18 protein-coding genes are annotated in these 21,517 nt (G+C 43.0%); 10 read left to right on the top strand and 8 right to left on the bottom strand.

The genetic code is table 11. From position 1 onward, the window contains the following. Positions 1–101 precede the first annotated feature (101 nt). The 3 genes from BMW86_RS30185 (at position 102) to BMW86_RS30170 (ending at position 4,361) form a co-directional block, all read left to right on the top strand. Positions 102–857: an SDR family NAD(P)-dependent oxidoreductase gene (locus tag BMW86_RS30185; protein ID WP_089787345.1), complete on the top strand. Its 756-nt coding sequence runs from the start codon at positions 102–104 to the stop codon at positions 855–857. 11 nt (positions 858–868) lie between these two features. Further along, complete coding sequence (locus tag BMW86_RS30180) at positions 869–1,864, top strand: SDR family NAD(P)-dependent oxidoreductase (protein WP_089787343.1); 996 nt, start codon at positions 869–871, stop codon at positions 1,862–1,864. A 265-nt stretch (positions 1,865–2,129) separates the two neighbouring features. After that, the gene (locus BMW86_RS30170; RefSeq protein WP_089787338.1) at positions 2,130–4,361 is read left to right on the top strand and encodes an FG-GAP-like repeat-containing protein; all 2,232 of its coding nucleotides are present in this window, start codon (positions 2,130–2,132) and stop codon (positions 4,359–4,361) included. Between the two features lie 99 nt (positions 4,362–4,460). Here the strand turns inward: BMW86_RS30170 and BMW86_RS30165 are convergent, their stop codons facing one another. Then, positions 4,461–5,441: a hypothetical protein gene (locus tag BMW86_RS30165; RefSeq protein ID WP_089787336.1), complete on the bottom strand. Its 981-nt coding sequence runs from the start codon at positions 5,439–5,441 to the stop codon at positions 4,461–4,463. 201 nt (positions 5,442–5,642) lie between these two features. Between BMW86_RS30165 and BMW86_RS30160 the strand changes: the two genes are divergently transcribed. Continuing rightward, positions 5,643–7,895 (top strand): FG-GAP-like repeat-containing protein, encoded by a 2,253-nt coding sequence (locus BMW86_RS30160; RefSeq protein WP_089787334.1) that lies wholly within the window; start codon positions 5,643–5,645, stop codon positions 7,893–7,895. 50 nt (positions 7,896–7,945) lie between these two features. Here BMW86_RS30160 and BMW86_RS30155 read toward each other — a convergent pair whose 3' ends face one another. Together BMW86_RS30155 and BMW86_RS32945 are read right to left on the bottom strand one after the other, a co-directional pair. Next, positions 7,946–9,070, bottom strand: coding sequence for a multinuclear nonheme iron-dependent oxidase (locus tag BMW86_RS30155; protein ID WP_255373044.1), 1,125 nt, complete (start codon positions 9,068–9,070; stop codon positions 7,946–7,948). A 26-nt stretch (positions 9,071–9,096) separates the two neighbouring features. Further along, on the bottom strand, positions 9,097–9,252 hold the full coding sequence (locus tag BMW86_RS32945; RefSeq protein ID WP_177189441.1) for a chryseobasin-related MNIO class RiPP peptide: 156 nt from the start codon (positions 9,250–9,252) through the stop codon (positions 9,097–9,099). A 167-nt stretch (positions 9,253–9,419) separates the two neighbouring features. Between BMW86_RS32945 and BMW86_RS30150 the strand changes: the two genes are divergently transcribed. Then, complete coding sequence (locus BMW86_RS30150; RefSeq protein WP_143056738.1) at positions 9,420–9,920, top strand: hypothetical protein; 501 nt, start codon at positions 9,420–9,422, stop codon at positions 9,918–9,920. A 127-nt stretch (positions 9,921–10,047) separates the two neighbouring features. Here the strand turns inward: BMW86_RS30150 and BMW86_RS30145 are convergent, their stop codons facing one another. Next, on the bottom strand, positions 10,048–10,446 hold the full coding sequence (locus BMW86_RS30145) for a hypothetical protein (RefSeq protein ID WP_089787330.1): 399 nt from the start codon (positions 10,444–10,446) through the stop codon (positions 10,048–10,050). A gap of 241 nt (positions 10,447–10,687) precedes the next feature. After that, the gene (locus BMW86_RS30140) at positions 10,688–12,298 is read right to left on the bottom strand and encodes a DUF6377 domain-containing protein (RefSeq protein ID WP_089787328.1); all 1,611 of its coding nucleotides are present in this window, start codon (positions 12,296–12,298) and stop codon (positions 10,688–10,690) included. Between the two features lie 390 nt (positions 12,299–12,688). Between BMW86_RS30140 and BMW86_RS30135 the strand changes: the two genes are divergently transcribed. The 4 genes from BMW86_RS30135 to BMW86_RS30120 all read left to right on the top strand — a co-directional run bounded on the left by BMW86_RS30135 (position 12,689) and on the right by BMW86_RS30120 (position 18,423). Beyond that, on the top strand, positions 12,689–15,679 hold the full coding sequence (locus BMW86_RS30135) for a SusC/RagA family TonB-linked outer membrane protein (protein WP_089787326.1): 2,991 nt from the start codon (positions 12,689–12,691) through the stop codon (positions 15,677–15,679). 11 nt (positions 15,680–15,690) lie between these two features. Further along, complete coding sequence (locus BMW86_RS30130; protein ID WP_089787323.1) at positions 15,691–17,412, top strand: RagB/SusD family nutrient uptake outer membrane protein; 1,722 nt, start codon at positions 15,691–15,693, stop codon at positions 17,410–17,412. A 159-nt stretch (positions 17,413–17,571) separates the two neighbouring features. Continuing rightward, positions 17,572–17,862: a cyclic nucleotide-binding domain-containing protein gene (locus tag BMW86_RS30125; protein WP_089787321.1), complete on the top strand. Its 291-nt coding sequence runs from the start codon at positions 17,572–17,574 to the stop codon at positions 17,860–17,862. A 27-nt stretch (positions 17,863–17,889) separates the two neighbouring features. Continuing rightward, positions 17,890–18,423, top strand: a complete 534-nt coding sequence (locus BMW86_RS30120; RefSeq protein ID WP_089787319.1) for a nuclear transport factor 2 family protein — start codon at positions 17,890–17,892, stop codon at positions 18,421–18,423. An 83-nt stretch (positions 18,424–18,506) separates the two neighbouring features. Here the strand turns inward: BMW86_RS30120 and BMW86_RS30115 are convergent, their stop codons facing one another. Next, positions 18,507–19,445: a hypothetical protein gene (locus tag BMW86_RS30115; RefSeq protein ID WP_143056737.1), complete on the bottom strand. Its 939-nt coding sequence runs from the start codon at positions 19,443–19,445 to the stop codon at positions 18,507–18,509. 65 nt (positions 19,446–19,510) lie between these two features. Beyond that, on the bottom strand, positions 19,511–19,915 hold the full coding sequence (locus BMW86_RS30110; RefSeq protein ID WP_089787315.1) for an NUDIX hydrolase: 405 nt from the start codon (positions 19,913–19,915) through the stop codon (positions 19,511–19,513). A 158-nt stretch (positions 19,916–20,073) separates the two neighbouring features. On the opposite strand from BMW86_RS30110, the gene BMW86_RS32650 reads away from it, so the two are divergent. Then, positions 20,074–20,463, top strand: coding sequence for a hypothetical protein (locus BMW86_RS32650; RefSeq protein ID WP_143056736.1), 390 nt, complete (start codon positions 20,074–20,076; stop codon positions 20,461–20,463). A 93-nt stretch (positions 20,464–20,556) separates the two neighbouring features. Here BMW86_RS32650 and BMW86_RS30100 read toward each other — a convergent pair whose 3' ends face one another. Further along, complete coding sequence (locus BMW86_RS30100; protein WP_089787311.1) at positions 20,557–21,444, bottom strand: SDR family oxidoreductase; 888 nt, start codon at positions 21,442–21,444, stop codon at positions 20,557–20,559. Positions 21,445–21,517 lie beyond the last annotated feature (73 nt).

Here is a 21,517-nt window from a genome sequence, read left to right as displayed (position 1 = left end):
ACTTTGTTACCTCCAGGTTACTGTTACTTTTTGATACAAAGTTACTAAAGTAAACCTTATCATCATAATTTTGCAGCTCACACATCAAATGATTGGAAAAAATGAATAAACTAAAAAACAAAGTAGCCATAGTTACAGGTGCGTCAAAAGGAATAGGTGCATCGATCGCTAAATATTTTGCGGCAGAAGGTGCAAAAGTTGTGGTGAATTATGCATCAAGTAAAGAGGGTGCGGATAAAGTCGTTAAAGTCATAACCGATAACGGCGGTACGGCAATTTCGGTGCAGGGCGATGTGTCGAAAGAAGCTGATATAATCAGACTTTTTGAAGAAACAAAAAATGCTTTCGGCACATTGGATATTTTGGTAAACAATGCAGGCATTTATCTGTACGCACCAATTGAGCAGGTATCAGCAGAATCTATTCAACAGCATTTCAACATCAATGTATCAGGGTCTTTACTGGCAATCCGTGAAGCCGTAAAACTGTTTGGCGATAAAGGCGGAAACATCATTAACATCAGTTCAGGTGCAAGCAATACGCCTTTGGCCACAGGCTCGGTATATTCTGCAACCAAAGCAGCGTTAGATGCGATTACTATTGCTTTATCGAAAGAATTGGGTGTAAAAAATATTCGTATCAATTCTATTTTGCCAGGCGGTGTGGAAACCGAAGGTACTCATAGTGCAGGCATTATCGGCAGCGATTTTGAAGCCAGATTAATTGCCAATACACCACTTGGTCGTTTTGGTCAGCCGGAAGATATTGCAAAGGTTGCCGTATTTCTTGCTTCTGATGATTCGGCGTGGATTACGGGAGAGAAAGTTACCGTCTCCGGCGGTATTTACGGATTTTAAAAACAAACAAAATGGCACAGGATAATTACGCAGGAGCTTTACAGCAACCAATCAGTTCAGGATTTAACGCAACATCGACTACTAGTGATGTAATTAAAGGAATTGACCTTAAAGGAAAAATCGCGATCGTCACAGGCGGTAACACAGGCATTGGGTTGGAAACGGTTAAAACTCTTTCTAAAGCAGGAGCAACAATTATAGTACCCGCAAGAAATGTTGAAAAAGCAAAGGAAAACCTGAAAGGAATTACCGATGTTGAAATAGAAAAAATGGATTTAATAGATCCCTCTTCTATTGACGCCTTTGCCAGAAAGTTTTTAGCTTCGGGCAGACCATTACACTTGCTCATTAACAACGCAGGAATTATGTTCGTGCCGTTACGCCGTGATGCAAGAGGTATTGAATCTCAACTCGCTACCAATTATCTCTCAGTATTTCACCTTACTGCCAGATTATGGGAAGCGCTAAAAAAAGCGAATGGCGCAAGAGTGATTAACGTTTCTTCACTGGGACACCATTTTGCACCTTTTAATTTTGACGACCCGAATTTTGAAAATCATGAATATCAGACATTACAGGGTTATGGACAATCAAAAACTGCTGTCAATCTGTTTTCGCTGGAATTGGACAATCGTGCTAAATCATTCGGCATAAGAGTATATTCAATACACCCCGGTAATATTTGGGGAACAGAATTAACCAGAGAAGCTCCGGTAGAAATATTACAGCAATTTGGCTTCCTGGATGATAAAGGGAATCCTGTACCGGAAGTTATTGATTCGCTTAAAACCATTCCGCAAGGTGCGGCTACAACCATATGGGCTGCTACGAGCCCGCTATTAAACGAAACAGGCGGTGTGTACCTCGAAGATATTGATATAGCCGAATTAGCTATCGATTCATCAATACCCAATGGTGTAAAACCGTATTCTTTAGATGAAGCCAGTGCCAAACAATTGTGGAAACTGACCGAAGAATTGACAGGAGTTACATTCAACGTTGGTTGATTTTTATCTTGTATCACACAAACATATGGCGTTGGTTCAAAAACTTACCGCTACCGGGCACAAAGGTCGAAGATATAATCTTCGGCCTTTTCTTTTGAATCATCCTTCCCGGACTCAAAAAATTCCCAAACCTCAAATCTGAAAAATCCCTCGTCTTTGATTTTCCACTTTTGAACATCTCGTTCAAATTATTCATTATTTTTATTATATTCACAAAAATGTAATTAACCCGTACATATATTCTGTAACCCATATAACCCTCACCATGAAAGAACTCTACCTTCTTACTACTATGCTGTTTTCTGTCGGTACTGTACACGCAAATACAGAACCTGTTATTGAAAAAAACATACAGGAACAACTCTCTCGTAGCGAATACTTTATCCACTGGCAAAGCAATGCGGGTATCTACCAGAGTACTAACCGTAAGAATAGCCTGCGTGCTGTTTATACTGGCCAGGAAATGAGTATTACACCCCGGAACACACAACAGCAATGGTCATTCGGGCTTGCTGTAAAAGGAGTATCTGCTGATGGTCGCTCGCTTTACAAACCAGCAGAGCAACCTGTAGCCATAATTGACGATGGTACCATACAATTTAATCATGATAATCATTATACAGTAGAATATGTAAACAATGATCAGGGTATCCGGCAGAACTTTATCATACAAAAACCTGCTGTACAGGCACACAAACTCAGTATACAACTGCAGGCATCCGAAGGATGGCAAACTTTCAAACGTAGTGAAACCAATCTCACATTCAAAAACAGGCAACAACTGCTTTCTTACAATGACCTGAAGGTATGGGATGCGAAGGGTACCACCTTATCGGCACATTTTTCTGTACAGAATAACCAGGTACAAATAGAAGTAGATGTTGAAAAAGCGGTTTACCCGGTTACCATTGATCCTATTGTATTGAATGGTACTCCGCAGAATGCCAATACGTTTGTACAAAGCAACAAGGTAGACGCATTGATGGGATATAAGGTATCAACTGCAGGAGACATCAACAACGATGGTTATGATGATATTATGCTCTGCGCACCATCCTATATTAATACACAGGGCGGAAACGGTGCTATATTCATATATTATGGTAGTTCCCGTGGTATTAATCCAACCAGGTATACTTTGTTGACACCAAGCGTAGCTGGCGGACAATACGGAACAAATATGGCCGGAGGCGGAGATGTCAATGGTGATGGCTACGACGATATATTAACACTTGCTCCCACAGACAGTGCAAATAGTCTGGGCGGTATCTCTGTATATTATGGCGCTGCAGCTGGTATTGAAACTACACCCGAGACTGTCTATGGCGACCCGGCTTATGGCCAGTTTGGATCGTCTATAGCAATAACAAAAGATGTAAATGGAGATCTTATCGATGATATAATTGTAGGCTCAAGCGGGGCTTCACATGGACAAACTTATGAAGGAACTGTAACACTTATTTATGGTGGTCCCTGGGGTATATCATATACTCCATGGACTGTTATTGAAAGCAATCAAGCCGGATTGCACTTAGGATCACAGGTTTCGGGGGCACTGGATATTAATAATGACCTCTACAATGATATTGTGGTTGGAGCCGACAATAAGATTTTTGTATATTTCGGAGGGCCTGCCGGTATTGAAGTAACACCTGCCAGTTCTATGATATTGAATGCACCTGGTACATTTCACGAATATGCCCTTGCAGGTGGCGGAGATATTAACAATGATGGTCATGGTGATATATTGATAGGCTTCCCTGATTATTCCAATGGCCAGTCCCTGGAAGGCGCAGTATATGTCTATTATGGTAATTCCACAGGTATTGACACAATTCCTGCCACGATCCTGGAAGGAAATGTGGATTCGACTTATTACAGCGGTAGCCTCGCATTTGCCGGAGATATCAATAATGATGGATTCAGCGATATTGTAGTTGGTGCGAGAGCGCAGAACAACAACATCAACCAGATAGGTGAAGGAATGGCTTATGTTTATTATGGCCGGTCCAATGGCATAAATCCGGTTCCTGCATCAACGATACAATCTAACCAGGCGGACGCATTATTGGGATTTAGTGTGGACGGTGCGGGCGATGTTAATGGGGATGGTTATAGTGATGTGCTTATCGGTGCAATGTTGTATACCAATGGGCAGTTCTTTGAAGGAGCAGGATTTGTTTATCATGGTGGGGCTGGTAGTGCAGGGTTGCTGGCCGCTGCTCCGGAGATAGAACATACTGCTTCTGCGGCTGTAAAAATATTCCCCAACCCGATAGTAAACAACTTGTCTGTTCAGTTGCAGGGATTAGATATCCAAAACCCTACTTATATACAGGTAATGAATGTACAAGGGATATCAGTTCAATCTGTTAAAGTCGGTAACATAGAAAGTTATCAGCAATCAATTGATCTTAGCAGACTTACCCCGGGAATATACTTTGTTATCATACAGAATGGTAGTAAAGTATTCCGGGAAAAAATAATTAAGCAATAACTAAATAATTCAGAGGCCCTGCTGTAACAACAGAGCCTCTGAATGCTATCCGCAAATGAAAAAGGAAGCCTCCTGATATGGAGCATTCAACCGCCTTTATCACATTCTATTCATAATACTCCCGATCTCCAGCATAAAGCGTTCGATCTGCTGCGTATTTTTGAAAGTAGATGCCCGTAGTACATTATTTTTCTTGCCAGCAGCTTCAAAAAGCATATTGATATCTGTGCCGGCATAAACACCGTTATAGGTTTTACGCACTGTCTGGAAATTGACAAAACTGTCGAAGCTAAACTGACGATTGCCTATACCGATAGGGCTCTTCCTTTCTATAATACGGCTACCCGTATTGAAAGTGAGCCTGGTATAAGCGGCAGCAAAAAACACCACACCCAATCCGATCTGAAAGGCGGTCATCAACAGTTTACCACCTATATTGAGATCAGTCATCCAGGCATAAGGAGTACATTCATGAATACCGAGGGCCAGGAAGAAGGTACCAAACACTATAAGGCCGGCTTTCTTTGCCTTGAGGGTATAAATCCCATCACCTTCGGTGAAATATTCGTAGCTGGTGATCTCTGTATTTTCTGGTACTAATGGCGCTACAGCATCCAGATATTGATGGATCAGGGGAATGACTTCATTGCTGAATGCTACCGCGTTTGGATCAGTATCTTTACCATAATGGGAACTTATCATAATACCCTTTCCATACTTATTTGCCTTGGTAAAGATGCGGAAGTTAAAACCGCCTGCCCGTTGGGTAACCATAGTTACCTGGTACAGTTTCTCAAAAGGAATATTCCTGATGGGAAGAAAGCCAAACAGCATCTGTTTCATACGACCGGCGCTGCGGTCGAAGATCACATACGTAAAACCACCCAGTACAAAGAGCAGCCAAATGAGCGCCATTACTACTACCAGAGGACCCATATCACCAGGACTTTCTTTTTGGCCTAACAGGTACAACCCAATAAAGACAACAGCCAAAACACCGGCAAGGATGAACACAATACCGTGGGGGCGGATAGTGACTTTCTCAGATTCGATTTTCCATTGGGTTTTTGAGATCAACATATATAAGCGTTTATGAACATGTAAAGATATAATTATTGATCAACAAACCTAGCCATCCCCGTTAAACCCGACATACCCTAAATCACCTTCATTATCCGTCACAACACTTTCAGCATTTTTTTTTACTTTTAGTTAATCAAAATAACCCACAATATCCCTGAACTTATCAACCCTAATGTATAACCTATAATAACCCTCATCATGAAAAAACTCCACTTTTCAGTTTTCCTGTTTTTCATTACCATCACTGTACGCGCCAATACAGAGCCGGTCATTGACAACGGCCAGATACTACAAGCGCAAAAGCAGATTGAACGTATTGAATACTTTATCAGGAAGAAAGACAATGTCAACATTTACCAAAGCCCTAACCGTCAAAATGGGTTACGCGCTACTTTCACAGCAGATGAATTGAATATCACGCCACAGGATGCAGAACAACAATGGGCTTTTAACCTTACTGTAAAAGCAGTAGGCGGATATAAACCCGTAGCCCAACCCCTTGTTGCCATGCATGAAAACACCGTTCAATTTGATCACGATCATCACTTCACTGTAGAATATGTAAATGATGAACAGGGGATCCGCCAGAATTTCATCATAGAGCACCCTTCGGATAAGGATAAACTAACGGTACAACTGCAATCCTCAAACGGCTGGAAGGCTATGTACAGGAGCGCAACCGGTCTTACATTTGCAAACAAAGGGCAACAGCTTTCTTACCATGATCTGAAAGTCCTGGATGCAAAGGGTAACAAGCTTCCGGCCCACTTTACCGTTCAGAACAACCAGGTAGAGATAACCGTGGATGCCAAACATGCAGCATACCCACTTATTATTGGGGGTATTGCTGGTCCGATGGTAATACAGGCGGCCAGTACCCTTCTGCAATCTAACCAGGTAGGAGCCCAAATGGGTACTTCTGTAGCAGGTGCAGGAGATATAAATGGGGACGGTTATGCAGATGTGATGATAGGTGCTCCATATTTCAGCAATCCTGAAGCACAGGAAGGCGCTGTATTTGTCTTCTATGGTAGCGCACCCAATGGTATTAATCCCAATAATTACACCATACTGGAGAAAAATGTCGCGAATGGGCATTTCGGACTTTACATAGCCGGTGGTGGGGATGTGAATGGTGATGGTTTTGCAGATGTAGCAGTGGGTGCACCTTATCGTGCAGGCACTTTTGGTAATGATACAGGCGCTGTATATGTTTATTATGGATCTTCAGCAGGTATCACTACTACTCCCGATATCATACGCTCTACAAGGCAGGGCGATTATTTTGGAATAAGTGTGGCCATTGTGAAAGACCTCAATTTCGATCTGATTGATGATATTGTGATTGGAGCAAGTAATGGTGCGGGATATGTTACCGTTGTATCTGGTGGTGTATGGGGAGTAGGCAGTTCATTTATTGATGAAATTGCGGTGAGCGGAACCACTGGTTTTGGAATAAGGGTTGCAGATGCCGGGGATGTAAACGGGGATGGTATCCATGAGATGATGGTAGTAGCCGGTGAAGATTTATATGTTTTTTGGGGCGGTTATGGACAGGTCTCAACTACTCCTTCTCAAACCATATTGCGTCCTAATCAGGCAGCTTCTTTTGGTTCTGCGATAGCCGGCGGAGGAGATGTGAATGGTGATGGATATGATGATATTGTAGTGGGCGCAAAAGATTTTGTAGACCTTGGACATAATGGTATACAGTCGGGAGCAATGTATGTTTTCCTTGGCAGTAATACTGGTTTGGTTACCACTCCTCATCAGATTATATCTTCAGCTTACTTCCTCGTACCTGACCAGGATTCTTCACTTTATGGATCACAGATTTCATTTGCCGGGGATGTAAATAAAGATGGATTTGATGACGTTGTGGTAGGTTTACCCAGAGCGGAAAGTAGTGCATCACAAACAGATGAAGGGATGGTATGGCTCTATTATGGTTACCCTCCCGGATTGAATTTCTGGCCAGTTGGACTAATACAGAGCAACAGGGCCAATTCCTGGTTCGGATCTTCAGTAGCTGGAGCGGGGGACGTAAATGGGGACGGATATGCTGACCTGATAACAGGAGCCAGGTTATTTAGTAATGGACAGGCTCAAGAAGGAATTGGTCTGATTTTCCTGGGTGGTGAATATACTCCGGCCCGTATGGCAGCACCTAAACCAGATAGTGTAGTGACAACTAAAACCTCGGCAGACATAAAAATCTTTCCGAATCCTGTAGTAAATAATCTTTCTGTTCAGTTTGAGGGATTAGATGCAGCAAGCAATACATCTATACAGATAATGAACATATACGGTATAGCGGTAAAGACTGTGCAGTTAGGAAAGATAGATAATGGGAACCAAAATATTGATGTGAGTTCACTTGTTCCGGGCACATACTTTTTGATGATAAATAATGGAAGTAAAATAGTCCGCGAGAAAATAGTTAAACAATAAATAGATATTCAACTGCCCGGACTAATAATCCGGGCAGTTAGATAAAATACCTACTTCTTCCACTTCTGCGCAATTTTAACAGCAGTTTCAATCATATACGGTTCCCATTGCTCTATTCTCCAGTCTGAATTAGCCAGGGAAGACTGCGAGAGCACATGCATAGCCTCCGCATACGAAGCAGATGACTCAAGAATGGAAGAAAGTTCCAGCTGCTGTTGGTACAACATCATATCTTCAACAGCAGTACCTGTTGATAAAGGAAATAACGGAAGAAAGGGATCGGAAGCACCAGCATCATTTTCATTATTGTTCTTACGAACAATCTCTTCCATCTGCAGGAAATCATTATAAAAACAACGTTTGCTCATTTCTGTTACCAGCCCGTTACCCAGTTGCTCCAGCACCACATATTTAAGATGCGGGCATTGTGCAATAGTCATTTCCAGCAACTGAAAAACCTCAGGAGGTACGCTATCATCATGCGTATCCCTCCTTATGCTGCGGTTGGGATCTGCAGCAGAATCGTCCCAGCTGCCACCGGAGATATGGATCTCCTGGACTCTATCCAATGGATACAGGGCAATCATCTCATCAAATGCAATATCAAAATTCCGGAGCTGGCAGTAAAGGTTGTGAAGATCAAGAATAATAAATCCGTTTACCGGCTCAAGCAGCTGTTCCAAAAAGGTGCCATGCCGCTTTACCTCATCCAGTGAATACGAAAAAGCCAGGTTCTCTAAACCTACAGGTCGCCTGCAGGCTTCATAGATCCTCTTCAGCCTGTCCCTTCCAATATTGAGAGTAGTGGTAGTATAAGGAATATTCAACGGCGCGCCATGATGAAAATCCTTACCTGTCATGAAGCCAAAATGTTCCGTAATGTGATCGAACCGGAACTCAGCAGCAGTCTGCTCCAGCTGCTTAAGCCAGGCTTCCTGCTCAGGCAACCACTTACCCGAAAAAAGAGAAAAGAAGACACCATGGCCGATCAGCCGTTTCTCATTGCTAAACGCTGTCAGCAACTCCCGGAACCAGGAAGGCACTTCTTTTTCTTTGTATAATGCATCGAAAGACCATTCTATGGCTTCTACCCTGGACTCCTCCATCAAAGGCAAACATGCAGAGAGAATATTTGCATCCAGATTACAGGCAACAGCTGATAATATTTTAGGCACCTTTTTGAAATTACAGCGTACAGTTATCAACCCATACCACAGGCAGGGCAATTTCCCAAAGATTGATCCTGCTTGGGCTTTTCTTTTGGCTTTGGTTGATCATCTTTTCCACAGGAAACAACGGTTGTCTGGATGGCAACACCGATCAGGATGGCGCTAAGTAGAGATTTTGACAGCTTCATTCTTTGTTTTTTTTAACATGGGTGAGAAAATGCGTAATTATTGTCCCAGCTATGGCTACAGTTATTATAGATCTTGGGCATTATCAACCATTAAACGTTGCAACAAAAAAAAGGTTACAGGCATGTTATTAAAATTAAATATATTGGGTTCCAAAATTGTCAGGTTAATGAATCGAATTATAATCATATTGATGATCGTTTTACCTGTTCTAAATGTTCGTGCTCAACAAAAAAGCATTGAAACAGATATTGCAGCTATTCGGGCAGCATTCAAAAAGATCAACACATTATCTCTGAAACAGCAGCAATTTAAGTATGAGTCTGATGGCCGTGTAGAGGATGGTATCGTACAATACTATTTTCAGGACAATGAGATTGTAAAGATCATAGAATCAGGAAGTATCGGGGACGGCAGCTGGAAAAATGAATATTATTACGAGTCTGGTAAATTTATCTTTTCTTATGAAAAGCTCGTCGGTAGTTCCGCTGAAGGAGAAGAAACCAAAAGCGAGTATCGCGTCTACGCAAAAGATGGTGCAGCCATCCGCTACATGGAGGATCAAAAGATCTTACCGGTCGATAGCAGAGCTACCAGAAAACTTGACATCGCCGAAAAATTACTGAAAGCTTATATCACAAAAAACTTTGCAGCAATATTGTGTGAGTAATGGTTAACAGGATATGGTTATAGGTGGACAAGAATATGTCAATTACCAGTCAGAAATACAAACCGCTGCTTATTCATTAGAGGCTGACCAGAAAAACTCTTTTCAGATCAGCCTCCTGAATCATTAATTACTCAACCCAGTACACCAACGTTACTTCAATAAATCCATCTGCACCTACATCGCTGGGATCCAGGAGCACTGTCTTTGACACAGCACCTTCCCAGTTACCAGGATATGCACCAAAGGTATACGTACCGGCAGGCAATCCTTCAAACTCATATCCTTCCCGGTCAGTAGTATCATAATATACCCCGGTTTGCTCATTACGGGCCCAGCATCCGCGTAATCCTATGCTTCCGGTAACGGGACTACCATCGGTATGTACCAGCTTGATACGTACATTGTAAGTAGTGGTAATGTTGTTTTGCCTGAGGTCCTGGGCAAAAATGGTACGGACAGGTGTAACGGCATAAATCTGTGAAACAAATAACAGCGACAGTACACTGAAAATGAGGGTTTTTCTCATGGGTTAAACGGTTTTTAAGTGAAGTATGAAGTATCTAATTTAATGATATTCGCTTATATCATCAAACGTTTGCGTACATAATCTTCGTGCCAGATGTTATTGATCAATAAATACACCTTATCTGACGTGAATATCAGGTGAAGTTAAATTGAAAAACAAATCTGAACCCATATTCCAAAGCTAAATCAGAGAACTAAACAGTCAGATACAGTGTATTTATGATCAATAACATCAAGCCGTATCAATGATGATTACTATCAATAAATTTAATCTCCATTATTTTCTGCTCGAAATCATTTGCAGGGACCAACGCCCGCGACTTAATCCTCATTTTATAAGTATATACAGTACTAACGCTATAATCCAGTATTTTAGCTATAGCCTCATGCTCATTTATTCCCAGCCGCATTAAAGCAAATATCCTGAGTGTAGCATTGAGCGTTTCACCGGACTTCGGCCAAATCTGATCTTCTTTTTTTAAAAGTGCATTAAAAGATGTAATGAAATTAGGGAACATCGTTAAAAAAACGGTATCAAGCATGTTGTATAAATTTCCTTTTTCTTCTTCGATATGAACATTGTTTAAAAACAAATTCACATCTTTATATTTCCCCAGTTTGATATTATGCAGGGTTTTATGCTTTATTTTATCTAACGTTTCTATATATGATGAACACGTTTTAAAAAACAACCCGATAAGCTCCTCTTTTATTTTAGAAGATTCCCAGAGCTTTCCATTTACACTTTCCAGTTCATTGTTTTTCTCCTTTATTATCAGCTCATTTGCTTTGATCCGCAATATTTGTCTCCGGTAAATGACCAGCAGAAAAAACAATATAACGGCAACAATCAAAAAGGTCAAAAAGCCTATCAGCAGCTTATCTTTTTCATGTTGTTTCTCATCGAGCATTTTACCTGCAATCAATGGTAACATCGATTCGATCTGCACTGCACGATTTCTCGCGCCATAAAACTTAGCATTACGGGAAGCCTCCTGCATGAAAATATAGGCATCGTTTATTTTATCCAGTTTAAACAACTCCTGCCCGAGTAAAAATATGGCCAGTGTTTCTTTGGTTGAGGAACGAATATCATTTATCGCAGCAAGCGCAAGAAAACGTACCCGGTCTTGCCCCGTATAAGCATAACTAATCCTGGTAGCCACCATCGCTATACCATGTTCAGGCAGGCGACGCCGGATAATAACATCATAGAAAAAATCAGGAGTTAATTTTTTGTGTTTTACTGAATCCGCAAGGAAGGCCAGGTTGATAGTCTTCTCGAAATCATTGGCAGGAGTAACGCTCTCGGCATTTTTAAAATCATCCTCCGATTGCTTATAATAGTTCCGCGAAAAATAAGCATCATTATCATATTCAGCAATACCGGCATTCAGTCGCGCCCGCAGGAACAGGTAATCGGTTTTGAGAGCCTGGGACAACCTACCCGTATCTATCTCCCCGATAACGTCAAAAGCCTCTTTATAAAATCCTGAATTCAGTAAGGTGCTTCCCAACGTCATCTCGCTCCGGATCAGATGGTCTTTTTTCTGAAACTTCTCTGAAATGTCGATCATCCTTTTGATATAAAGAAATGCAGAATCGAATTTGAAGGAATGGTACTCTTCAAAAATCTTTGAATAAAGATCGAACTGTGCATTAAAATTTGTGCTATCCGTACGAAGTAACTGAAACCGCAAGAGCTTTATCCGCTTTTCTTTGCCCTGATCGTAAAAGTTCTCCCTCGCAAGCTCCGATTTCAGGACCGTCAAAAGGCTGTCTGATTTTGTGTTTTGTGAATTTCCATTAAAACCTGCCAGCAAAAAAAGTAAACCAAATAATATTTTATTCATATAGATCTGAGATCCGATTTAAGTAATACGTAATTTTTCCGCCCTTATATAACGATAACTTTTTGTCTTCCTACGAATTACGTTGAAAGCCTTACCCACTGATCCTCCTGTTTTTAACGGTTAAAAAGTACTGCTTTTTGCTATGTAATTTATGAAAACGTGTCCGATAGCCTTAGATTTTTCGACGCAACAACTCCTATATAACATTGATTATCAAATATATGATCTCAGAATAAGTTAGATTTTTCTACCCGACCGCGTTACTACAGCATAACACGCCTGATTAGTGATTTAATTTGACCCGCCAATTAAAACGCCACGACCGGCACAGGCATCACTCATCAGCTACAGCGATGAACCACGTTTATGAACCAATCAAGCAGACACGTTATGCTAACAAAAATTCTACGATTATTAAGTTGTTTCGCCCTGATTCTTGCCCTATCCTACCCGGCATTTGCGCAGAACAGGGTCATTGATGGAAAAGTAATTGATTCAGCTACTACAAGTCCATTACCTGGTGTAACCGTCAGGATTGCAGGCACCCGCTCCGGGACCACAACCGACGCAAACGGTTCATTCCGGTTGACAGTAACTACCACCGCCCATCAGCTCATCTTTTCTTCCATTGACTACATCCCGCAAACAGTTCCTGTTACCAGTCTAAACACCTTACTGGTGAAACTGGCTCCATCAAGCCGGGAACTTAAAGGCGTCGAAGTCATCAGTGTTGGTTACGGCACCCTGGATAAAAGAGAAGTATCAAGTGCTATAACACATGTGAGCGCAGCTGAACTGAAATCCGTCGCGGGCAACAATCCCTTAATGTCCTTACAGGGAAAAGTGGCAGGATTAAGTATCTCCAATACCTCCACTGCCGACCCCAACTCCTCTCCCAGTATCCAGCTGCGGGGCGTATCGTCACGCAGTGCCGGTTTAGGCCCTCTATACGTTGTGAATGGCGTTCCGGGCGGCAATATCGATAACATCAACCAAAACGATATCGAATCGATAGACGTACTCAAAGGCGGTGCTGCATCAGCTATTTATGGTACCCGTGGCAGTAACGGCGTTATCATTATCACCACCAAAAAAGGCACAGGCGATTCAAAAATGGTTTACAACGGCTATGTGAGCTTTGATAAACTCACTAAAACACCCGATGTCCTCAGTGCCGGCGATTTCCGTAAGTACCGGGTTAATGCCACACCAGCCCGGGGTATCGACTATGGGGCCAATACCAACTGGCTGAAAGCCGTTACCCGTTCACCCACATACGGACACAAACACACCTTACAGATTTCAGGCGGAACAGCCAGCGATAACTACTTTGCTTCCGGCGACTACCGGGATGCCAACGGCATCGACCTGCGCGCCTACAAAAAGGAATATGGCGCCCGTCTGAATGTGAATCATAGCTCAAAAGAAAATGTCTACACCGTTTCCCTGAACGTTGCACCCAGGTACATGCATACCAGCAACTCCGATCAGGGAAATTTCAACAACGCCATTACACTCAATCCTACCCTGCCTGTTTACGACAGCACAGGTTATCACTACATCAACACAGGTTTTTTCTCAAACAACCCGGTTGAAAATGCCCGGCTTATTAAAAGTGAGGCAGAGATAAAGGAATTAGATATAAGCGGCTCCCTGAAGGTGAACATCCTGGAAAACCTGAGTTCGACAGTAACGGTGTCTTCTATCAAATCATCCTACAAAAATCTGTATTTCGCTCCGTCGACCCTCACAACCGTCGTTCATGCCGGCCAGACAACCAGGACCAACTACGCCTCGCAGGAGCAACAGGATAACGATCAGAAGAACATCGAGTGGATGATCAATTACTCACTCAACATTAAAAGGAATCACTTTAAGGCATTAGGGGGCTATTCATACAGCTACTTCAATTACCAGCAGTTCAGCGCCAATAACTACGATTTTCCGTTCGATACCTTCCTCTGGAACAACCTTCGCTCAGGTACCTGGAATGGCGGTGATAAGGGCAACGGGCAAAACGCCGTGTCCTCCACCCAGAATGATTCCCGCCTGGCAGCGTTTTTCGGCAGGATAAACTATGATTTCGACAACAAATACATCCTTACCGTAAGCATCAGGCACGAAGGCTCATCAAAATTTGGTGCCGATAACAAATGGGGTAACTTCCCCGCTGTATCTGCGGCATGGCGCATCTCCGATGAGCCCTTTCTGAAAAACAAATTCAGCTGGCTGAACGACCTGAAACTAAGGGCCGATTATGGTGTAACCGGCAACCAGGATTTTGATAACTACCTCTCATTGCTGTTATACGGAGGTTATGGATATTTCCCATTCGATGGTACCACATACCAGGTTTACGGTCCGTCACAGAACATCAACCCTAACCTGGGCTGGGAGAAAGCCATCAACTTTAACGCAGGCATCGACTTTGAAATATTCAACAACCGTTTATCAGGTTCGCTGAACTATTACGTGCGTACCAACAAAGACCTGCTGGGTTACTATAATGTGCCGCTTCCGCCAAACCCTCAGTCGCAAACCTTCAGTAACGTAGGTACAATGAAGAATTCAGGGTTGGAACTCCAACTGAGTGCGGAGGCAATAAAGCGCGACGCGTTTAGTTACAATATATCATTTACTGCTGCTTACAATAACAACAAATTCGTTTCCTTCTCCAACAAACTTTATCAGGGTGCTCCTTTCCAGGATCTGGCAGGTTTGCCTTCTCCGGGTAGCCCTGGTACTATCCAGCGTTTGCAGGAAGGCCACCGCATCGGGGACTTTTATATGTTAAAATCGGCGGGTGTGGATGCAACCGGTGCATTGCTGGTTTATAAAAAGGATGGAACAGTGGTACCCGCCAACCAGTCGAATGCCGATGATAAGCAGTTTGTCGGCAATGGCCTGCCTAAATTTTCCGGATCGCTTGGCAATACGTTCCGTTATAAGAACTGGGATCTTAACCTTTTCTTCAGAGGGAACTTTGGCTATAAACTGTTTAACATGCAGGCTTTTTACATAGGTACTCCCGCAACACAATCTGATGCTAATACCTTAAGATCAGCCTATGATCCTAAAAGCAAATATTCAAAGCTGACCAATTCGTCTACCACATCGCTTGCCTCAGATTATTTCCTGGAATCGGGTTCCTTTGTCAAAATCGATAACGTAACCCTGGGCTATAGTCGTGAAATTAACTCTAAATACCTGCGTGCCTTCAGGATTTACGCTGCGGCAACCAACCTGCATACATTCACTGGCTTCAAAGGCGGAGACCCGGACCTGTACCCCATCAACGGCTTAACACCCGGCGTTCAGGGTAATTTGAATTTTTACCCGGCTACCATACAGGTATTGGCGGGCTTACAGGTAACATTCTAAACAACTAACTGATGAAAAAGAAATATATAGTATTGATCACCGTGCTGATTTTGAGTGCTTGCACAAAACTGGATGAACATGTTTATGACAGAGTTGATGTATCCCAGTTCCTCACCAGGCGTGATGATGTAATCAGGGATTTTTTACGGCCATTCGAACACGCCTACTGGAGCATCCAGGGGAATGACACTTACGCCGCAGGTGAGAACAGCACCGACGAGCTAGGCACCTACAACCGTCAGGGCGACTGGCAGGATGGTAACTATTACCAGCGCATGCACTATCATACATGGACCACGCAGGACGGTTTCACCAACGGCGCCTGGACAGCCTTTTACCAGGGTATCGTACTTGCAACAAATTCCCTCCAGGATATGGAAGGGATATCCGACCCGACTAACCTGAACGTTACAGCAACCGAGCTGGCTGATTTTAAAGCAGAACTCAGAACACTGAGAGCATGGTTCTATTTAAGAGCATTTGATTTTTACCGCAATATCGAAATCATAACCGATGTAAAACATACCACCACCGGCAACAAGCAATCCCCTCCGGAAGAAACTTTCAAATACATTGAATCCGAATTGAAAGCAGCATTACCAGATCTGCCAAAACGCGAAACACTGGGCGATAAAGGCATCGGCCGCTGGACACAGGCCGGGGCAGCAGCATTACTTGCACGCCTGTATCTGAATGCCAAAGCGTACATCAACCAGGACAAGTTCAGCGATTGCGCCACGGTTTGCCAGGACATCATAGACGGTAAATACGGCACCTATCAGCTTGATACCCGCTGGGATGCACCATTCGATTATACCAACACTACGGTCAATTCAGAGACGATTTATGGCTTCCCATCCAGTCTTTCACGCACGCACTGGCAATATGATGGCGGCATGTATTTTTTCGCAATGACTTACGACGCGGCTCCATTATACTGTGGCTTTACGGACTTCGGTCAGGCTAACCCGAAATACGCACTTCAACCCGGCAGAGATGTGGACAGCGTTGAATATACCTTTAAACCAGGCAAGCCTTTCGTTAAGTTCCAGCGCTATCCCGACGACTATCGCCTGAAACTTTACAAAAACCTCGGCAACAGTAAACGTGAAGGCATGTTTCTGTACGGCTACCTGCCCTATCAGCGCGTAGTGAATGGTAACACCGTCACCGATACCGTTCGTGGCAATAAGGGCTCTTATCCGCTGTTTATCCGCGATCAGGTTGGATGGTTCCTCGATTCAAAACCCGGGCATCCAATTGCCGATAAGGAATCGGATATGAATCATGCCGATCATAACTCAGGCGTCTTCTTCCTCAAATATCCTTTATACCCTACTCCGGATCCTAACCGTATCACATCGGCTTATGCTGAGATACGTTTGTCGGAAATCTATTATTCATTGGCTGAATGTAAATACCGTGCAGGAGATAAGGCAGGTGCAGCAATATTACTGAATGCAGTACGTACGAGAAACTATCCGGCTGGTTCCCCTAGTCTGTATAACCCTGATGGCAGTCAGCTCAACGACCAGGAAATGCTCGATGAATGGGGCCGCGAGTTCTTAGGTGAGAACCGCCGCCGTACAGATCTGATCCGCTGGGGCGTATTTAACACCGGTACCTGGTGGGATAAACAGCCAGACCCGGATGACCACACGGCCATATTCCCGATAGGCCGCGATATCATGGGCGCTAACCCACAATTCGTACAAAATCCGGGCTATAATTAATACATCAACTGCTGCCTCAAAACGGGGCAGCAGTTAATTCTTCAACCCAAATAAAAGCCGGGTTGCTTTAAACGATAACATGGTAAACTGGCGATAAGATCGTGGATGATAGCAAGATTAAATGATACCTTTGAATCATCTTACAAGTCAATTGAAGTCATGGAATCGTTAATCGCTTTATTTACCGGAAAGTTAGGTTTAGATCAGAACCATTTTGAAACGTTTTATGCCCGGTTGAAGACAAAAAGCTTAAAGAAGAAAGAGTCCCTGATTCGCGAAGGTGCTGTTTGTAATTTTATTGCATTTGTATCTTCAGGGACCTTTAGATCATATATCAGGAATAACGAGGATGAATTTAATAATGATTTTTATTTTGATATTGCTTCTTATTTAGGCATTAAACCAGAATCCCTGAGCAGGATCAAACTCTTAACATACATCAATAAATAAAGCGTTCTTTTAACGGACCTTTGTAAAATGAAAACTATAACACTACTGACAATTATATTTTTGACGATAGCTCAGCAGTCAATTGCACAGCAAACAACAGACAATAAAAAAGAAATAAGTATCCTGATAGATAAGTATTCAAAAAGTGTGATCGAAAAGGATTCCACTTCATTCTATGAATTGTTCAATGACGGAGTCGTTACCTGGTGTGCTGCAATTAAGGACAGATCTCAAGCCAGAGAAATAGAAAAAAAAGCCGTGAGCAGTAATTACTTCTCAGGAAGCTACAAAGGTTTTTTAAGGTCTTTATTCAGATATACATCAACCGAAGATAAGTTTGACAACATTCGGATAGTTGAAGACGGAACAGTTGCATCAGTAACGATGGATTATAGTTTTTGGGCAAATAACAAGATGACTAACTGGGGTGGAAAATACCTGACATTAATAAAAAGAGACGGAAAATGGAAAATTACGAGTGTCATCTATTCTTTAGAACTTTCAGAATACTTTGAGCAGCCAACACTTAATGAAAGACAAAAGTTAAGCAAGCATAAGTAACGCAATATATTGCAATCGAACACAACCCCGTTACTAGAGCGGGGTTGCTATTTTAAGTTAATGCTACATTTATTGATGCTATATTACTCATCAGACGGTTCCTGCTTCAACAACTGCTCCCCTGCCTGTTCCCTGTATGTTGTGAACTGGATCAGGTAACGCAAATCCCTGTTTGACGGAACCTGCTTCAACAACTGTTCCCAAGCCTGTTGTTTGTAATCTGAGTACTCGATCAGGTAACGAAGGTCCTCATTTGATGGGGCCTGCTTCAGCAGCTGCTCCCACGCCTGTTGTTTGTATTCTGTATACCGGATCAGATCACGAAGGCCCTCGTTTGACGGAGCCCGCTTCAGCAGCTGCTCCCCTGCCTGTTGTTTATACTTTGTGTACCAGATCAGGTCACGAAGGTCCTCGTTTGATGGAGTCTGCTTCAGCAACTGCTCCCCTGCCTGTTGTTTATACTTTGTGTACCGCATCAGGTAACGCAGGTCCTCATTTGACGGCCCCTGCTTCAGCAGTTGTTCCCAGGCCCGTTGTTTGTAATCTGAATACTCGATCAGGTGACGCAGATCTTCGTTTGATGGAGCCTGCTCAAATAGCTGTTCCGCAGCCTGTTGCCTGTAATCCGTGTACCGGACCAGGTAACGCAGATCCTCGTTTGACGGCCCCTGCTTCAGTAGCTCCTCCCAGGCCATTTGTTTGTAATCTGTATAGTAGATCAGGTAACACAGATCTTCCTTACTCACATACTGCTTTAGCAGCTGCTCCCAAGCTTCTTGCTTGTAATCTGTATACTCAATCAGGTAACGCAGCTCCTCATTTGACGGGTCCTGTTTCAGCAGCAGTTCTCCCGCCTGTTGTTTATAATCTGTGTACTCGATTATGTAACGCAGATCCTCGTTTGACGGATCCTGCTTCAACAGCTGTTCCGCTGCCTGTTGCCCGCAATCTGTGTACCTGATCAGGTCACGCAGCTCCTCATTTGATTTCCCTTCAATATTACTCATGTCTGAAAAAAGCATTCTCAAAAATAAGTATTCTCAATATGGATTGGTAAATAGTAACAACTACAAATGATCTACATAAACTAATCAACCCAACCATCCTGCCGCAACTTTTCAAAAACAATCAGTACACCAGGTACCTGATGTTCCTCTTTCCGGTAAGTATCCAGGTCAAAATACCTGATATCACCGATTTCCGAAGAAGGAACCGGTATTTGTGTGAGTTGATGCAGGAAACACTCCTGCTCCATCACCAGATTAACTTCCCCGAAAGCAGGGGCTGTAATATGACAATACCATTGGAGACTTTCTGCGGCAATAAAGATGTTCAGCTCTTCATTAATTTCACGCTGCAGCGCAGCAAGGGCAGTCTCTCCTGCATCTATTTTACCACCTGGTAAATACCAGGCCTGCTTGTTCCTGCTAAAAGCGAGTAATAATTTCCTGTTTTGTACAACGACCAATCCGACGCAATCAATGTGATTCATGGAGCTAAAATAACAAGAAAATAAAAATACAGCAAAGGGATTTCCTTTGCTGTATTTACCGGGTAATTTAAATCAGCAAATGTTTAGCAATTGTAGTATTACTGGAAATACTTATATTCGTTAGGATATTTTTTAACCCTCGTTTAAACCAATTTACCATGAAGAATTTGTTTCCCATCGCATTAATGCTATGCCTTTTCCTGTCGTTATCCAGCTTTGCCCCTGTACGTTCTGATGCCCCTGTTATCAAAAAGGAGTTGCGCACGTTCTCCTTTCCAATCACCGGCACTACAGACGGCACACCGGGAGCAGGCCAACCAGCAGGCACCATTGCCTATTCAATAAGTGGTAGCGGAACTACTCCATACAGTATCACGTTTTCAACACTGAGTGGAACTTCGTTAGGCACTTATTCTTATACGCTAGCCTCTACTAACAACTACCTGGCTGTGGGTATGAAGGCTCAAACGTCCATCGCGGGAACATATTTTCATATTAGCACTGCTTGCTCTCCCGGGTATTGCTTAGAGTTCATCGGCGCACTTTGATTAGTTACAATAGACGCCTCTTATACCAACAAAATTATCTTACAAGAAAAAATAAAACCTGCCGTAATAGCAGGTTTTATTTTTTCAAAGTATTTAGAAATACACACCCGGGATCAGGTCATCGAATAGTCCCGGGTGCTTTGGCTCCCAGCCTAACGATTTACGACTTTGCTCACTTGATGTCGGACAATCAATAGTAGCAAAATGTTTAAACCAGCCAAAATGGGCCCCGGCATCTTCCCCGTCTTTGCTCACAGTAGGTAAATGTACCCCTTGTCCAATAGCCATAGCAATTTGCCGGAATGGGATACCTTCCTCAGCAACAGCATGATAAACCTTTTGCCCGGGCTGCTTTTCAACTATCAAACGATACAAAACAGCGGCATCCAGACGATGAACAGCAGGCCAGCGATTATGCCCTTCTCCAATATAAACTGATTCACCCTTTTCTTTTGCAATACCAATGACGATTGGAATAAAACCATGATCGTCCTTGTCATGCACTGTTAGCGGAAGCCTTACAATATAGGTGTTTACCCCTTGCCCGGCAACAGCATTTGCCGCTTCTTCCGAAGCTGCACGTGGCATCACATCAGAGCCGACAGGTGTGTCGTTTTCGGTCACCAGCCTTCCATAATTCAGCAGGCCCATTGCTGATGTAATAACCAACGGATGCCCCGAACCGGCAAGTACCTCACCTAATGCCAGTATCACCAGGCGATCGTTCTCACAATTGGCCTTATAACGGGTAAAATCATGATTAAAAGCGGTATGAATGACGGCATCACATTGTGCAGCACCTTTTTTTATACTTTCCAGATCATCAAGGTTGCCTCGATGCACCTCAGCACCGGCTTTGATTAATTCTTCGGCAGCACTGTCCGTGCGGACCATACCAAGCACCTGGTGCCCGGCCTGTAAGAGTTCTTTAACGATGGCGGAGCCTACAAATCCGGAAGCTCCTGTTACAAATACACGCATAAATGAATGACTTAATTATGGATACAAAATTGAGTCAAAACATTTTGGGAAAAGTGGTCATTTGACCATATTT

Origin of the sequence: Chitinophaga sp. YR573 (assembly GCF_900110995.1) — a bacterium.
Taxonomy (GTDB): Bacteria; Bacteroidota; Bacteroidia; order Chitinophagales; family Chitinophagaceae; genus Chitinophaga.
The sequence above is the reverse complement of the archived record's forward strand: the minus strand, read 5'-3'. Positions and strand labels throughout refer to the sequence as shown.

Bases quoted from the DNA above. Each gene is read 5' to 3' on its own strand.
- BMW86_RS30185 (WP_089787345.1), top strand. From the start codon at position 102: ATGAATAAACTAAAAAACAAAGTAGCCATAGTTACAGGTGCGTCAAAA.
- BMW86_RS30180 (WP_089787343.1), top strand. From the start codon at position 869: ATGGCACAGGATAATTACGCAGGAGCTTTACAGCAACCAATCAGTTCA.
- BMW86_RS30170 (WP_089787338.1), top strand. From the start codon at position 2,130: ATGAAAGAACTCTACCTTCTTACTACTATGCTGTTTTCTGTCGGTACT.
- BMW86_RS30165 (WP_089787336.1), bottom strand. From the start codon at position 5,441: ATGTTGATCTCAAAAACCCAATGGAAAATCGAATCTGAGAAAGTCACT.
- BMW86_RS30160 (WP_089787334.1), top strand. From the start codon at position 5,643: ATGAAAAAACTCCACTTTTCAGTTTTCCTGTTTTTCATTACCATCACT.
- BMW86_RS32945 (WP_177189441.1), bottom strand. From the start codon at position 9,252: ATGAAGCTGTCAAAATCTCTACTTAGCGCCATCCTGATCGGTGTTGCC.
- BMW86_RS30150 (WP_143056738.1), top strand. From the start codon at position 9,420: ATGAATCGAATTATAATCATATTGATGATCGTTTTACCTGTTCTAAAT.
- BMW86_RS30145 (WP_089787330.1), bottom strand. From the start codon at position 10,446: ATGAGAAAAACCCTCATTTTCAGTGTACTGTCGCTGTTATTTGTTTCA.
- BMW86_RS30140 (WP_089787328.1), bottom strand. From the start codon at position 12,298: ATGAATAAAATATTATTTGGTTTACTTTTTTTGCTGGCAGGTTTTAAT.
- BMW86_RS30135 (WP_089787326.1), top strand. From the start codon at position 12,689: ATGCTAACAAAAATTCTACGATTATTAAGTTGTTTCGCCCTGATTCTT.
- BMW86_RS30130 (WP_089787323.1), top strand. From the start codon at position 15,691: ATGAAAAAGAAATATATAGTATTGATCACCGTGCTGATTTTGAGTGCT.
- BMW86_RS30125 (WP_089787321.1), top strand. From the start codon at position 17,572: ATGGAATCGTTAATCGCTTTATTTACCGGAAAGTTAGGTTTAGATCAG.
- BMW86_RS30120 (WP_089787319.1), top strand. From the start codon at position 17,890: ATGAAAACTATAACACTACTGACAATTATATTTTTGACGATAGCTCAG.
- BMW86_RS30115 (WP_143056737.1), bottom strand. From the start codon at position 19,445: ATGCTTTTTTCAGACATGAGTAATATTGAAGGGAAATCAAATGAGGAG.
- BMW86_RS30110 (WP_089787315.1), bottom strand. From the start codon at position 19,915: ATGAATCACATTGATTGCGTCGGATTGGTCGTTGTACAAAACAGGAAA.
- BMW86_RS32650 (WP_143056736.1), top strand. From the start codon at position 20,074: ATGAAGAATTTGTTTCCCATCGCATTAATGCTATGCCTTTTCCTGTCG.
- BMW86_RS30100 (WP_089787311.1), bottom strand. From the start codon at position 21,444: ATGCGTGTATTTGTAACAGGAGCTTCCGGATTTGTAGGCTCCGCCATC.